The 14,654-nt window shown below is 61.3% G+C and carries 14 protein-coding genes; 5 read left to right on the top strand and 9 right to left on the bottom strand.

Features of this window, described 5'->3' with window-relative positions; all coding sequences use genetic code 11:
- Window positions 1–59: 59 nt before the first annotated feature.
- Window positions 60–845: a YdcF family protein gene (locus ACSQ9D_RS19550; protein ID WP_436283531.1), complete on the top strand. Its 786-nt coding sequence runs from the start codon at window positions 60–62 to the stop codon at window positions 843–845.
- 5 nt (window positions 846–850) lie between these two features.
- Here ACSQ9D_RS19550 and ACSQ9D_RS19545 read toward each other — a convergent pair whose 3' ends face one another.
- The gene (locus tag ACSQ9D_RS19545) at window positions 851–1,333 is read right to left on the bottom strand and encodes a hypothetical protein (RefSeq protein ID WP_436283530.1); all 483 of its coding nucleotides are present in this window, start codon (window positions 1,331–1,333) and stop codon (window positions 851–853) included.
- A gap of 125 nt (window positions 1,334–1,458) precedes the next feature.
- On the opposite strand from ACSQ9D_RS19545, the gene ACSQ9D_RS19540 reads away from it, so the two are divergent.
- Window positions 1,459–2,094, top strand: a complete 636-nt coding sequence (locus tag ACSQ9D_RS19540) for a trimeric intracellular cation channel family protein (protein ID WP_024313350.1) — start codon at window positions 1,459–1,461, stop codon at window positions 2,092–2,094.
- Window positions 2,095–2,096: 2 nt separating this feature from the next.
- On the opposite strand, the gene irrA is transcribed toward ACSQ9D_RS19540, so the two are convergent.
- Window positions 2,097–2,516: an iron response transcriptional regulator IrrA gene (gene irrA / locus ACSQ9D_RS19535; protein WP_436283529.1), complete on the bottom strand. Its 420-nt coding sequence runs from the start codon at window positions 2,514–2,516 to the stop codon at window positions 2,097–2,099.
- A gap of 303 nt (window positions 2,517–2,819) precedes the next feature.
- Here irrA and fabA point away from each other — a divergent pair, with 303 nt between their 5' ends.
- From fabA to fabI, 3 genes are read left to right on the top strand one after another with little or no spacing between them, the layout of a single operon-like run.
- On the top strand, window positions 2,820–3,335 hold the full coding sequence (gene fabA, locus ACSQ9D_RS19530) for a 3-hydroxyacyl-[acyl-carrier-protein] dehydratase FabA (protein ID WP_024313348.1): 516 nt from the start codon (window positions 2,820–2,822) through the stop codon (window positions 3,333–3,335).
- Between the two features lie 59 nt (window positions 3,336–3,394).
- Complete coding sequence (gene fabB, locus ACSQ9D_RS19525) at window positions 3,395–4,621, top strand: beta-ketoacyl-ACP synthase I (RefSeq protein ID WP_037115222.1); 1,227 nt, start codon at window positions 3,395–3,397, stop codon at window positions 4,619–4,621.
- A 1-nt stretch (window position 4,622) separates the two neighbouring features.
- On the top strand, window positions 4,623–5,429 hold the full coding sequence (fabI, locus tag ACSQ9D_RS19520) for an enoyl-ACP reductase FabI (protein ID WP_436283528.1): 807 nt from the start codon (window positions 4,623–4,625) through the stop codon (window positions 5,427–5,429).
- A 44-nt stretch (window positions 5,430–5,473) separates the two neighbouring features.
- Here the strand turns inward: fabI and ACSQ9D_RS19515 are convergent, their stop codons facing one another.
- The 7 genes from ACSQ9D_RS19515 to infB all read right to left on the bottom strand — a co-directional run bounded on the left by ACSQ9D_RS19515 (window position 5,474) and on the right by infB (window position 14,611).
- Window positions 5,474–6,490: a class I SAM-dependent methyltransferase gene (locus ACSQ9D_RS19515; protein ID WP_436283527.1), complete on the bottom strand. Its 1,017-nt coding sequence runs from the start codon at window positions 6,488–6,490 to the stop codon at window positions 5,474–5,476.
- Window positions 6,491–6,565: 75 nt separating this feature from the next.
- Window positions 6,566–8,707 carry a polyribonucleotide nucleotidyltransferase gene (gene pnp, locus ACSQ9D_RS19510; RefSeq protein ID WP_436283526.1) on the bottom strand — a complete coding sequence of 714 codons (2,142 nt, stop codon included), beginning with the start codon at window positions 8,705–8,707 and terminating at the stop codon, window positions 6,566–6,568.
- Between the two features lie 318 nt (window positions 8,708–9,025).
- Entirely contained in the window at window positions 9,026–9,295 is a 270-nt protein-coding gene (rpsO, locus tag ACSQ9D_RS19505) for a 30S ribosomal protein S15 (RefSeq protein WP_016552226.1), read from the bottom strand.
- A gap of 157 nt (window positions 9,296–9,452) precedes the next feature.
- Window positions 9,453–10,304, bottom strand: a complete 852-nt coding sequence (locus tag ACSQ9D_RS19500; protein WP_436283525.1) for an alpha/beta fold hydrolase — start codon at window positions 10,302–10,304, stop codon at window positions 9,453–9,455.
- A 131-nt stretch (window positions 10,305–10,435) separates the two neighbouring features.
- A complete protein-coding gene (truB, locus tag ACSQ9D_RS19495; RefSeq protein WP_436283524.1) occupies window positions 10,436–11,368 on the bottom strand; it encodes a tRNA pseudouridine(55) synthase TruB in 933 nt (310 codons plus the stop codon).
- 12 nt (window positions 11,369–11,380) lie between these two features.
- Window positions 11,381–11,791, bottom strand: coding sequence for a 30S ribosome-binding factor RbfA (gene rbfA / locus ACSQ9D_RS19490; RefSeq protein ID WP_436283523.1), 411 nt, complete (start codon window positions 11,789–11,791; stop codon window positions 11,381–11,383).
- A gap of 75 nt (window positions 11,792–11,866) precedes the next feature.
- Window positions 11,867–14,611 carry a translation initiation factor IF-2 gene (gene infB / locus ACSQ9D_RS19485; protein WP_436283522.1) on the bottom strand — a complete coding sequence of 915 codons (2,745 nt, stop codon included), beginning with the start codon at window positions 14,609–14,611 and terminating at the stop codon, window positions 11,867–11,869.
- Window positions 14,612–14,654: the final 43 nt, after the last annotated feature.

Here is a 14,654-nt window from a genome sequence, read left to right as displayed (position 1 = left end):
CAATACAGCCCCACCGAATCAGATAGAGGGCGCGCGGAAACCGCTGAAGGAAGGCATCCTTGTTTCTCTTTTCAAAGTTCCTCTGGGTGTTCGGGCAACCTTTGTCGCTCGCTTTTCTTTTCGTCGTGCTTGCCTTGGCGGCAGGCCTTGTCCGCTGGCGCACGACAAGCCTCGTTTCCTCCGCGATTGCGGGCCTCATCCTGTTCGTCACGCTCTACACAACCGTCGGCAACGACCTTCTGCAGGGTCTGGAGGGCCGGTTTGTAAAACCGCAGGATCCGGCCAGCCTGCAGTGCATGATCGTGCTGGGCGGCGCTTTCGAGAACGAAGTGAATACCGCGCGCCATGGTATAGAGCTCAATGCCGGCGCCGATCGCTTCGTTGAGGCGCTTCGCCTGGCACAGAAATATCCACAGGCGCGAATCCTGATTTCAGGCGGCGATGGATCGATCTCCGGCATCTATGAAGGCGACGCGGTGATATCGGCGCGTTTCTTCCCGATGTTCGGCATCACGAGGGAACGCCTGGTTGAAGAAACGACGTCACGGACGACCTTCGAAAACGCCATGAACACCAAGGATCTTCTGGCGAGCCAAGGCCTTTCGAACTGCCTGCTGATCACCTCCAGCTATCATATGCCGCGCTCGGTCGGCATCTTTCGCAAGCTTGGTATCGACGTGATGCCATGGCCGACAGACTACCGCACCGACGGGCGGGAGAGGCTTGGCCTCGACTTCACGCAACCGAGCCGGAATTCGCAGAACCTCGCGACAGCAATCCGCGAATGGTTCGGGCTTGTCGGCTACTATCTTGCCGGCCGTACCTCAGAGCTCTATCCGGGCTGAACGAGCTATTTCTTGGAGATCGTCACGAACTTGGTGCCGCGCACACGGGCTGTGACGATGCAGGGCTCCTTCCCCTTGTCGGCATCCGGCCGATCGCAGAAGCGCGGATGCATTTTCATCGCCAGCACCATGTTGCCGAAGCGCTTCACGAAGTCGTAGCCATAGATCTGGGCGGTCGCGATCATGAAGTAGCCACCTTCGGCGACCTGCAGATAGAAATTGTAGGTGCAGCCGTCGTCATTGCACTGTGGGCCCTTCTCGCCGTCGCAGGTCAGCTCGCCCTCGTTCACGACGGCATCGATCAGGCCGTCATTGTTGATATCCTGGCGGATGATGAAGCCATCCGAGAATTCGGCCTTTGTGCACTGCTCCTGGAAGTGCTTCTTCTCATAGATCTCCGGGTCCGAGATAAGGGATTGCTGGGCAAAAGCCGCAACGGGGGCGGCGAGCAGCGCGGCAATGTTCAAAGCGATCAGGAGCGTTTTCACGAGGGGCTTCTCTTTTGGTCGGATAAGGACGCTGTTGGCCGAACAGTTTGCTTGATCCGCCTTGCGCCGCCCTTGCCGCCGTGATTCATATTTCGCAAAGATACGCGTCGGCTCTGGAGGACTGCATGCCGCTGTTCGTCTACGTGGATTATGCCGGCGTCGCGCTCTTTGCGGCCACAGGAGCGCTCGCAGCCTCACGCAAGCAGCTCGACCTGATCGGCTTTCTCTTCTTTGCGATCGTTACCGGCACCGGCGGTGGCACGGTGCGTGACATTGTCCTTGGTCGCGTGCCGGTATTCTGGGTCCTGAACCCCACCTATGTCATCGTCTGCTGCGCCGTCGGCATCCTGGTGTTCTTTACCGCCCACCTTGTCGAGTCGCGTTATCGCCTGCTGATCTGGCTGGATGCCGTCGGGCTCTCCGCCTATTGCGTGATGGGTGCGGCGAAGGGCCTCGCCGCCACGGGCTCGCCTACGATCGGTATCGTCACCGGGACACTGACGGCGACCTTCGGCGGCATCCTGCGCGATCTCCTGGCAAATGAGCCATCTGTGCTGTTGCGGCCTGAAATCTATATCACGGCAGCACTCGTCGGCAGCGGCATATTTACGGCTGCACACGCACTCGACCTGCCACTTTATGCGGCCTCTGCGGTCGGCGTGATCGCAGCATTCTCAGTGCGCGGCGGCGCGCTGTATTTCGGCTGGACCTTTCCAACTTACAAAGCCAAGCCCGGCCGGCACCCTGATGATGTGATGTGAAATCAGCTCCGCTTCGGGCGCAGGCGGATCACCACGTCGACATGCGCGATTTCCAGGCCTTCCGGCGGCTCCGGCAAATTGCCGATGGTCAGATTGCTGACCGGAATATCCAGCACGTCATTTTCGCCTTCGACGAAGAAGTGGTGGTGGTCGGAGACGTTGGTGTCGAAATAGGTTTTGGCGCTCTCCACCGCGAGGACCCGGATCATGCCCGCTTCGGTGAACTGGTGCAGCGTGTTGTAGACAGTTGCCAGCGACACCGGCACACCCGCCTGCACGGCCTCCTCGTGGAGCTCCTCGACGGTCAGATGCCGATCGCCTTTGGCAAAGAGCAGGTCGCCGAGCGCGACACGCTGGCGCGTCGGACGCAAGCCGGCGCTTCTCAGCCGTACCTCAATGGTAAGCGGGGCCTCTGCCACCATCCGTCAAACTCCGGTTAATCTAGCGTCAAGTAATCAGGTTTCATTAGCCATATAACTTTTGCGCAAAAGCGTTTCAATAGTTTCAATGGGGACAAAGAGTGCGAAAGCGCCGCAAAATCGGGCTTTTGGCGCAATTAGTGCTGGCCGGGGGCTTGGCCTTCCTGTATGCGACCACCAAATAAGGCGCGCAGCCGGTCCTCCGAAGGTGGGTGAAGCTCAGTCATGCTTATGCTTCATTTTCCGCTGAACTTGGACTAAACGTTCACATCCATCGGCAGAGTTGCGGGGGGAATTAGAGTTTTCATGGCGACGAAACAATCCAGCTTCAACTACGAGGAAATTCTGGCCTGCGGCCGCGGCGAACTGTTCGGCCAGGGCAATGCGCAGCTCCCCCTCCCGCCGATGTTGATGGTTCATCGCATTACAGACATTTCCGAAACGGGTGGCAGCTTCGACAAGGGCTACATTCGCGCGGAATATGACGTGAAGCCTGACGACTGGTACTTTCCCTGCCACTTCGCCGGCAATCCGATCATGCCAGGCTGCCTTGGCCTCGACGGAATGTGGCAGTTGACTGGCTTCTTCCTGGGTTGGCTGGGTGAACAGGGGCGCGGCATGGCCCTTTCGACCGGCGAGGTGAAGTTCAAGGGCATGATTCGTCCGACGACGAAGCTCCTTGAGTACGGCATCGATTTCAAGCGCGTCATGCGTGGCCGCCTCGTACTCGGCACCGCCGACGGCTGGCTCAAGGCCGACGGCGAGGTCATCTATCAGGCAAGCGACCTGCGCGTGGGACTGTCTAAGGACAAGGCCGCCTGATTGCGCCGGGCGCGCTTGCCCGGCTTTCCAAGTTAGAAAAAACGAAAAGGTCGAAACACATGAGACGGGTAGTTGTCACGGGTCTGGGCGTTGTTTCCTCGATCGGCAATGATGCCGCCGAGGTCACTGCCTCGCTGCGCGATGCCAAGTCCGGCATTTCCTTTTCCAACGATTTCGCCGAACACGGCTTCAAGTGCCAAGTCTGGGGGCGCCCGACACTGGATCCGACCGACCTGGTCGATCGTCGCGCCATGCGGTTCCTGTCGCAGGGCGGCGCCTGGAACCATGTCGCCATGAAGCAGGCGATTGCCGATTCCGGTCTGGAAGAGAGCGACATCAGCAATAACGAGCGCACCGGCATCATCATGGGCTCCGGCGGCCCGTCGACGCGCACGCTGATCGAAGCGGCCGACATCACCATCAAGAACAACAGCCCGAAGCGCATCGGCCCGTTTGCCGTGCCGAAGGCGATGTCCTCGACCGCATCGGCGACGCTTGCTACCTGGTTCAAGATCCACGGCGTCAACTACTCGATCTCGTCGGCCTGCTCAACCTCGGCGCACTGCATCGGCAATGCTGCGGAAATGATCCAGTGGGGCAAGCAGGACATCATGTTCGCCGGCGGCCACGAGGACCTCGACTGGACGATGTCGAACCTCTTCGATGCCATGGGCGCCATGTCCTCCAAATACAACGACACGCCGGCAACGGCCTCGCGTGCCTATGACGTCAGCCGCGACGGTTTCGTGATCGCCGGTGGCGCCGGTGTCCTCGTTCTCGAAGAGCTTGAGCGCGCAAAGGCACGTGGCGCAAAGATCTATGCCGAAATTGTCGGCTACGGCGCGACCTCCGACGGCTATGACATGGTTGCACCATCGGGCGAAGGCGCGATCCGCTGCATGCGCCAGGCGCTTGCCACCGTTAAGGGCGACGTCGACTACGTCAACACGCACGGAACCTCGACCCCGGTTGGCGACAGCAAGGAAATCGGCGCGATCCGCGAAGTCTTTGGCGACAAGATCCCGCACATCCAGTCGACCAAGTCGCTGACGGGCCACTCGCTCGGTGCCGCCGGCGTGCAGGAATCGATCTACTCCCTGCTGATGATGCAAGCCGGCTTCATCGGTGAAAGCGCACATATCACCGAGCTTGATCCCGAATTCGACGGCGTTCCGATCGTTCGCAAGCGCATCGACGACGCCAAGATCGACATCGCGCTTTCCAACTCCTTCGGCTTCGGCGGCACCAACGCCACGCTCGTCTTCCAGCGCTACAACGGACAATAATATGACGGGAATCATGCAGGGTAAGCGCGGCCTCATCATGGGCGTCGCGAACAACCATTCCATCGCCTGGGGAATTTCGAAAGCACTGGCAGCGCAGGGAGCCGAGCTCGCCTTCACCTATCAGGGCGACGCGCTCGGCAAGCGCGTCAAGCCGCTGGCGGCAGAAGTCGGTTCCGACTTCGTCCTGCCGTGCGACGTCGAGGATATCGCATCTGTCGACAACACCATCGATGCCATCAGGGAACGCTGGGGCGCGCTCGACTTCGTCGTCCACGCCATCGGCTTCTCGGACAAGAACGAGCTGAAGGGCCTCTACGCCGACACCACACGCGAAAACTTCAGCCGCACGATGGTTATCTCCTGTTTCTCCTTCACCGAGATCGCCAAGCGCTGTGCGCCGCTGATGAACGAAGGCGGCTCGATGCTGACTCTGACCTATAACGGTTCGACGCGCGTCATCCCGAACTACAACGTCATGGGCGTCGCCAAGGCGGCTCTCGAGGCCTCTGTGCGGTATCTGGCTGCGGATTACGGTCCCAGGGGTGTTCGCGTCAACGCGATCTCCGCAGGCCCGATCCGAACGCTCGCCGGTGCCGGTATTTCCGATGCGCGCGCGATCCTCTCCTGGAACCAGCGCAACTCGCCGCTGCGCAAAACGGTGACGATCGATCAGGTCGGCAATTCCGCCCTTTACCTGCTGTCGGACCTTTCCGCTGGTGTTACCGGCGAAATCCATTTCGTCGATGCCGGCTTCAACATCACCTCGATGCCGACGCTCGAAGCGCTGCGCAGGGCAGACGTCGAGTGAGCATCGACTGATGCGACAAAAAAGGCGGCCGATGGCCGCCTTTTCTATTTCTTCGCCCACAGCACCTTGAAGCGGGCGTTGCGGCAGGTTTCGCCGCTTTCCTTGAAGTTCGCAGCCAGGACCGGCTCGTAGGGCAATCCACGATTGGCAACGAGAAGCAGACGTCCGCCGCCGCGTAGCGCCGAGGCGGCGGTCTTGATCATCGCCTGGCCGAGCGACGGCTCGGCCGCATGGCCTTCGTGGAAGGGCGGATTCATGACGACGAGGTCGTACTTGTCCTTGACCGGCTCGCCCGCCAGATCGGCCCAGAAGAAGCGCGCAGGCACATCAGGGCAGTTCTCCGCCAGATTTGCCTTGGCTGCCTCCAGGGCGGCGTGGTTGGCCTCGTAAAGGTCGAGGCGGCCGACACCGGGCGAGCGCTCGGCCAGTTCGACGGAGAGATAGCCCCAGCCAGCACCGAAATCGGCAACATCGCCGGTGAAATCCGCAGGCAGCCGCGAGGCGAGCAGTTCCGAGCCGTCATCGATGCGGTCATGCGAGAACATGCCGGCGGCCGCCAGGAAGCGGCCATCGACGCGCACGGATGGCTTGGCGAACTTGCCAACGATCTCGCTGACATCGGCCGGCCGTGCGAACCACAGCGCAACGCCGTGATACTTCGGCATATGCTCGATCTCGAGGCCGAAGCCCTCCATGCGCTTGCGGAGCGACTGGATGCCATCCTCCTTGCCGCCGGCGATGACGATCAGGCCGCCCGCCTTCACGCGCTCAAGTGCCGCAGCGATGTTGGCCTCGTTCTCGCCCTTGTGCTTGTTGCAGAGGACCAGCGCGGCATCATAGTCCTCGCCTTCTATCTCAGGCGTGGTTTCGATGCGCTGGGAGAGAAGCTGCCGGTACAGCGGCCGGAAGCCCTGTACGGCGCTTAGCGAGGCGGCAAAGCCTTCCGGCACGGCAAAGCCTGCCTCGGCGCCAAGGAAGAGCACGCGCTCACCCTCGCCGGGCGCTTCGACGGTGCCGCTTGCAAAGGGATGGAACAGGGTCTTCAAGGTTTCGCGGCTCATGGTCTCGTCTCATTCTCGGATACAAAAAGGGCGCGGAAAAGATCCCGCGCCCATGAAGACTTGGGAAGGCGCAGCTTACTCGGCTGCTGCCTCTTCCTTCTTCTTGTCGGCAGGGATTTCTTGGCCGGTTGCCTGGTCGACAACCTTCATCGACAGGCGGACCTTGCCACGCTCGTCGAAGCCGAGGAGCTTGACCCAGACCTTCTGGCCTTCCTTGACAACGTCCTGCGTCTTGGCAACACGCTCGGAAGCGAGCTGCGAGATGTGGACGAGACCATCACGGGCGCCGAAGAAGTTGACGAATGCGCCGAAGTCGGCGGTCTTGACGACCGTGCCTTCGTAGATCTGGCCAACCTCCGGTTCTGCAACGATCGAGTGGATCCACTTGCGGGCAGCTTCGATTTCCTTGGCCGAAGAAGAAGCGATCTTAACGGTGCCGTCGTCTTCGATGTTGATCTTCGCGCCGGTCTTTTCGACGATTTCGCGGATGACCTTGCCGCCGGAGCCGATGACTTCACGGATCTTGTCGACCGGAATGTTCATGACTTCGATGCGCGGTGCGAATTCGCCGAGCTGGCCGCGGCTCTCGGTGATGGCCTTTGCCATCTCGCCGAGGATGTGCTTGCGGCCGCCCTGTGCCTGGCCGAGAGCGACCTTCATGATCTCTTCGGTGATGCCGGCGATCTTGATGTCCATCTGCAGCGAGGTGATGCCGTCGGCCGTACCAGCGACCTTGAAGTCCATGTCGCCGAGGTGGTCCTCGTCACCGAGAATATCGGAGAGGACCGCGAAGCGATCGCCTTCGAGGATCAGGCCCATGGCAATACCGGCAACCGGCTTTGCGAGCGGAACGCCAGCGTCCATCAGAGCGAGCGACGTGCCGCAGACGGTGGCCATCGAGGACGAGCCGTTCGACTCGGTGATCTCGGAAACGACGCGCAGCGTGTAGGGGAACTGCTCGGCAGTCGGCAGCATCGGGCGGATAGCACGCCATGCGAGCTTGCCGTGGCCGATTTCGCGGCGGCCCGGGGAGCCCATGCGGCCGGTTTCGCCAACGGAGTAAGGAGGGAAGTTGTAATGGAGCAGGAAGCGCTCCTTGTACATGCCGGTGAGCGAGTCGACATACTGCTCGTCTTCGCCGGTGCCGAGGGTGGCAACAACGATCGCCTGCGTTTCACCGCGGGTGAAGAGCGCCGAACCATGCGTGCGCGGCAGGAGGCCGACTTCCGAAACGATCGGACGAACGGTTTCGAGGTCGCGGCCGTCGATGCGGCTCTTGGTGTCGAGGATGTTCCAACGAACGATCTTCGCCTGCAGGTGCTTGAAGATCGCGCCGACTTCTTCGGCCGTGTACTCGGCTTCGCCTTCCTCCGGCAGGAAGTGCGCCTTGACCTTCGCCTTGACAGCGTCGACGGCAGCGTAGCGCTCAGCCTTCTGCGTGTTCTTGTAGGCGGTGCGAAGCTCGGCTTCGAAATACTTCAGCATTTCGCCTTCGAGTTCGGAATAGTCTTCCGGCTGGAAGTCGCGCGGTTCTTTGGCAGCCACTTCAGCGAGCTTGATGATCGCGTCGAGAACCGGCTGGAAGCCGCGGTGGCCGAACATGACGGCGCCGAGCATGACTTCCTCGTTGAGTTCCTTGGCTTCGGATTCAACCATCAGAACGGCGTCGTGCGTACCGGCAACAACGAGGTCGAGCACCGACTCGTCCATCTCGTCGAGATGCGGGTTGAGGACGTATTCGCCGTTGATATAGCCGACGCGTGCGCCGCCGACCGGGCCCATGAAGGGAACGCCGGAGAGCGTCAGGGCTGCCGAGGTCGCAACCATCGACAGGATGTCGGGGTTGTTTTCAAGGTCATGCTGGATGACGGTGACAACGACCTGCGTGTCGTTCTTGTAGCCCTCCGGGAAGAGCGGGCGGATCGGGCGGTCGATCAGGCGGGAAACGAGGGTTTCGTTTTCGGACGGGCGACCTTCGCGCTTGAAATAGCCGCCGGGGATCTTGCCGGCTGCGTAGGTCTTTTCCTGGTAGTTGACGGTGAGCGGGAAGAAGTCCTGCCCCGGCTTCGGCGCCTTGGCGGAAACGACGGTAGCGAGGACCACGGTCTCGCCGTAGGTTGCGAGAACAGCGCCATCAGCCTGGCGGGCGATCTTGCCGGTTTCGAGCTTTAGCGGGCGGCCTGCCCACTCGATTTCAACACTATGAGTATCGAACATATGTCTTGTCCTTCAATGCGGGAACATGCGCCTCGCCTTCCAAGGCATCGCGCACGGTCAACCGCAATCGGTGTGACGCATCATGGGCAAGACAACGGGAGGCTTTGCGTCGACGGCCCCGGAAGAGACCGGGCCAAAGCTCCTGAAGCTCTGGCCGAAAGCATCCGGCAATCCTGCCCCATGACAGGTCAACGGTTGGTTTGGCAGAACCGGCCCATCCGGGTCTGCCGGGCAATCCGCCACGTGTGGCGGAATCGGGAAAAGACTTCCCGAAAAAATCCGGCGGGCGTCCCAATGGGAGCGCCCGCCGAAGAATCATTAGCGGCGGATACCCAGGCTGCCGATCAGCTTGGTGTAGCGGCCTTCGTCCTTCTTCTTGAGGTAATCAAGAAGCGAGCGGCGGCTGGAAACCATCGTCAGCAGACCACGGCGGGAATGGTTATCCTTCTTGTGGTCCTTGAAGTGGCCGGTCAGGTTGTTGATACGCTCGGTCAGGATGGCAACCTGTACTTCCGGTGAACCGGTGTCGCCTTCGAACGTTGCGTATTCCTTGATCAGAGCCGTCTTGCGCTCAGCAGTAATCGACATCGGATAATCCTTTCGATGAGAGGAGATAAGGTCGCCAAAAGCCGGGATGTCGTCCAGCATTGGCCGCGAATGCATTCAAGCCCTGCCTGATGCTGGCGCTGCGTATAAACCAAATGTGTCGCGATGGAAAGAGGCATGGCCACAGACGGCTGATTCGTCATTTTCCAGTCATTGCATCCCGGATCATCGAATTGTAACCCTCGGGGTCCTGCAGCATGGCGAAGTGGCTCGCGTCCTTGAGGATCACCAGCTTCGACCCAGGAATCTGTGTGGCCATCATCTCGGTATGGTCGCGCTTGACAGCCTCGTCGTGATCGCCGATCGCCAGGGTGACGGGCACCTTGATCTTGCCGAGGTCGTCGGCCGTCCAGGCGGGTTGGCTCCCCCACATCGCCATCATCTGCTTGAGGAAGGCGCTATAGCCGTTTGGCGTCGGCGACAGCGTCCCGTAGGCCTCGCCGGCGGCTTCGATGTACTCCTTGAACGTCTTGTTGTCCGTGGCGTCAGACTTAACGCCGTCGGTCGTCACGTTCGCGGCTTGCGCAACGACGTGCGTCAGCTTTTCCGGGTTCTTCATCGCCATATCGATGCCAATGATGCCGCCATCCGACCAGCCGACCAGTGTCACCTTGTCGAGCTTCAGATAATCGAGCAACGCGACATAATCTGAGGTCATCAGGTCATAACCGAAAGGCTGCTCGCTGCGCGTCGAACGACCGTGTCCTCGGCTGTCAGCAACGATCACCCGGTGATCCTTCGCGAGATCGGCGACCTGATAGCCCCAGACATCGGCGCTGCCGAGCCCACCGTGGATGAACAGGATCGGTTCACCCTCGCCGTACTCGGCATAGTACATCTTGATGTCGTTGACGGGGGCCATGCCGCTCGTCTTTGCGGGAGGCATCGGCGGAAAGGCTGGCAACTTCGCCCAGCGTTCCGCGCAGTGGACATTGGCGGCCATCAAGACCGCCGAGAAGAACAACAGGATGCCGGCTGCAACTCTGCGCATGACTTTCTCCCTGACCTGAACGGCCCCACGGCCCAGATCAGGAAGCATATCCCAATGGCAAAGGTTGACAATTACGACCTATGGTTAGGCCTGGTCCCTATCGGGGCAAAACCAGAGGTTTAACTGAAAACTCAGCCGAAGACGCGCTTCGGACGGAATTCGCCCTGGCCAATCTCGCCGATTGCGATCAGCTTGCCACGGGCTGTGGCGTAGGCTTCGCTTTCGGCAACCGGCGCATCCCGCCCACGCACGAGGATCGGATTGCCCATCTTCAGCCGGTGTGCCTGGTCGTCGTTGACGACGAGATGCGGCAGCGAAGAAAGCGCTTCGCTCGTGTCGATCAGAAGGGCGTCCAGTGCAGCAAGTCGCTCGTCCGCGTCCTCGATTGCCTCGAGCGCGACGAGATCGGCAAGCGGCACCATTGTTTCTTCGGCAAAGGGCGCAACAAAACTGCGGCGCAGGCCGGAGATGTGGCCATAGCTGCCGAGTTCGCGGCCAAAGTCGCGGGCCAGCGCCCGGACATAGGTGCCCTTGCCGCATTCGACTTCGAAATGCGCTGTACTGGCATCCGGGCAGGCAAGCAGCGTGAGACGGAAGATTTCAACCTCACGGGAGGGGATTTCGACGGCCTCGCCGTCACGCGCCAGATCATAGGCGCGCTCGCCGGCGATCTTGATCGCGGAGAACTGCGGCGGAACCTGACTGATAACGCCGGTATACTTCGGCAGGAGATCGCGGATCTGCTGCTCGCTCGGGCGCTCGTCGGAGCTCTGAGTCACATCGCCCTCGAGATCGTCGGTTGCGCGTTCCTCGCCCCAGGTCACTGTGAATTCGTAGATCTTGCGGCCGTCCATCACGTAGGGAACGGTCTTCGTCGCATCACCGAGCGCAATCGGCAGCATGCCCGACGCCAGCGGGTCAAGCGTGCCGGCGTGACCGCACTTCTGCGCCTTGAACAGCCACTTGATCTTGGAAACGGCTTCGGTGGAGCCGAAATCGACCGGCTTATCAAGGATCAGCCAACCGGAGATCGGGCGGCCCTTCGGTTTACGTGGTTTTGACATCAGTCTCTTCTACTATTCTTCTTCAGTATCGCCTTGGTCGAGATCGCGCTGGACCTCGGGCGAGCGCAGCAACTCGTCGATCTTCTTGTAATTGTCGAAGCTCGTATCGTCGCGGAAGCGGACTTCCGGCATGTACTTCATCTGCCGAAGCTGCGGGCCGAGGCGACCGCGAATGTATTTCGCATTGCGGTTCAGCGCGGCGATCACCGCATTATGATCCGTCACGCCGAGCGGCGTCACAAACGCCGTCGCGATCTTCAGGTCGGGCGACATTCGGACTTCGGAGATGGAAATAACGGTCTTCTCGATCACGTCATCGCGCACTTCGCCGCGCTGCAGAACCTGCGTGATGGCGGCGCGAACCTGCTCGCCGACGCGCAGCATGCGCTGCGAAGGTGCGGAGGTTGTTGGTCTTGTTGCCATTTTTCTTTGCCTCAAAAGGTTCGGGCGCCGGCCTCACATGATCCGGCGCCCGTCCAAATTTCCAATATCACACGATCAGAGCGTACGGGTGATGTGTTCGACGCGGAAGCACTCGATCGTGTCGCCGGCGCGGATGTCTTCGTAGTTCTCGAAAGCCATACCGCATTCCTGGCCGGAATGCACTTCCGAGACTTCGTCCTTGAAGCGCTTGAGCGTCTTGAGCTTGCCTTCATGGATGACGACGTTGTCGCGGATGAGGCGGACGCCAACGCCACGCTCGACCTTGCCTTCGGTGACGCGGCAGCCCGCGACCTTGCCGACCTTCGTGATGTTGAACACCTCGAGGATCTCGGCGTTGCCGAGGAAGGTTTCGCGGCGCTCCGGCGAGAGCAGACCCGACATCGCCGCCTTCACGTCATCCACGAGGTCGTAGATAATGTTGTAGTAGCGAATTTCGATGCCCTGACGTTCGGCCAGAGTGCGAGCCTGCGCGTTTGCACGGACGTTGAAGCCGATGATCGCGGCGCCCGATGCCTCGGCAAGCGAGATATCCGATTCCGTGACACCGCCGACAGCCGAGTGGACGATGCGGGCGCGAACTTCGTCCGTGCCGAGCTTTTCGAGAGCACCGGCGATTGCTTCGATCGAACCCTGCACATCGCCCTTGATGACCAGCGGGAATTCCTTGACTCCGGCGGACTGCAGCTGCGTCATCATCTGTTCCAACGAGCCGCGCTGGCCCGAATGGCGGGCGGCAGCCTTGTCGCGGGCGAGACGCTGGCGGTATTCCGAGATCTCTCGAGCACGGCCTTCGTTTTCGACGACGGCGAACTTGTCACCCGCCTGCGGCGTGCCGGAGAGGCCGAGCACCTCGACCGGCATGGCCGGCGGGGCTTCCTTGACGTGTTCGCCCTTGTCGGTGACGAGCGCGCGAACACGACCCCAGACATCGCCAGCGACGATGATCTGGCCGGGCTTCAGCGTGCCGTTCTGGACGAGAACCGTGGCAACCGAACCGCGGCCGCGGTCGAGCTGGGCCTCGATGACAGTACCTTCCGCCGTGCGGTTCGGATTGGCCTTGAGGTCGAGGATTTCGGACTGCAGCAGGATGGCTTCCAGCAGCTTGTCGAGGTTCAAGCCCGTCTTCGCCGAAACTTCGACGTCGAGAACTTCACCACCCATCGATTCCACGAAGACTTCGTGCTGCAGGAGCTGCGTACGAACCTTCTGCGGATCGGCGCTCGGCTTGTCGACCTTGTTGATCGCCACAATGATCGGAACACCGGCCGCCTTGGCATGGTTGATCGATTCAATCGTCTGCGGCATGACACTGTCGTCAGCTGCAACGACCAGGATCGCGATGTCGGTCGCCTGCGCACCGCGGGCACGCATTGCCGTGAAAGCGGCGTGGCCGGGGGTGTCGATGAAGGTGATCTTCTGACCGTTCTGTTCGACCTGGTAGGCGCCGATATGCTGCGTGATACCACCGGCTTCCCCCGCAACGACGTTGGCATGACGGATGGCGTCGAGCAATGAGGTCTTGCCGTGGTCGACGTGACCCATGATCGTCACAACCGGCGGACGCGAAACGCGATCGCCTTCCTGGTCGGCAACATTGAAGATGCCAAGCTCAACGTCGGATTCGGAGACACGCTTGACGGTATGGCCGAATTCGCCGGCAATGAGTTCCGCAAGGTCGGCGTCGATGACGTCGCCCGGCTTCATCATCTGGCCTTCCTTCATCAGGTACTTGATGACGTCGACCGCACGTTCGGACATGCGCTGCGACAGTTCCTGAATGGTGATGGTCTCAGGCAGAATGACTTCGCGAACAACCTTTTCGCGGGTTTCCTGCATCTGGCTGCGGCGGAATTTTTCCTGGCGTCGGCGCATGGCAGCCATAGAGCGACCGCGTGCCGTGCCGTCGTCGTCGACGCCGGCAGTGCCGATAGTCAGCTTGCCACGGCGACGCTCGTCGTCCGTCTTCGGACGTGTCGTGACCGGCTTTGCCGGCTCGGGGCGCACAACGCGACCTCGAGCGGGAACGCCACGGGGTGCCCCACGATCTTCTTCCTCGTTTTCACGGCGGCCGCGAACGGCCGGGGCAGCGACGCCGCCCGGGGCCGGACGTGCCTGGGTCGGCGAAGCAGCCGCGTCTGGGCGACGTACTGCCGGCGTAGCCGGTTGGACACGGGGAGCTTCTGCCGGCGCAGCTGGTGCCTCTGCCTCTGCCTCTGCCGCGGCGGATGCGGTTGCAGCCGCGCGTACCGCTTCCTCCTCTGCACGCTGCTTGGCTTCTTCAGCTTCGGCAGCCTGACGCGCGGCGTCCTCTGCAGCACGGCGCTTTTCTTCCTCGGCGCGGCGAACGGCATCTTCCGCATCACGAACCTGCGCCATTGCAAGCGCACGACGGCGGGCGTCCATTTCTTCCGGAGACAGGTGGTTCAGGACTACCGGCCGCGGACGATCTTGAGGACGCGAAGATTGCGATGAAGGCTGCTGCGGACGCTGCTGCTGTCCACCCGGCTGATGGATGCGCGGCTGTGGTACCTGCGGACCGCGCGCCTGAACCGGTGCCGCGGGTGCCGGAGAACGGGCGGGTTCGGCTGTGCGAAGCGGCGCTGCCGGCGCTGCAGATGTGATCGGGCGTTCGTCTTCCGGACGCATCGGACGCCGCTTGCGGGTCTCGACAACGACCGCCTTGGTGCGACCGCGGCCCATGTCCTGGCGCACGGTGCCCTGGCTCATTCCCGACGGCTTCAGGGTCAGAGTCTTCTTGCCCGGTCCGTTCAGTGTCTTGTCGTCATTGCTATCGGTCATTCGTTCCCGTTCCTTCGGACAGGGAGCGATGACGTCATCAGGC

It is taken from the genome of Rhizobium sp. LjRoot258, from assembly GCF_964254185.1.
Taxonomy (GTDB): Bacteria; Pseudomonadota; Alphaproteobacteria; order Rhizobiales; family Rhizobiaceae; genus Rhizobium.
The sequence above is the reverse complement of the archived record's forward strand: the minus strand, read 5'-3'. Positions and strand labels throughout refer to the sequence as shown.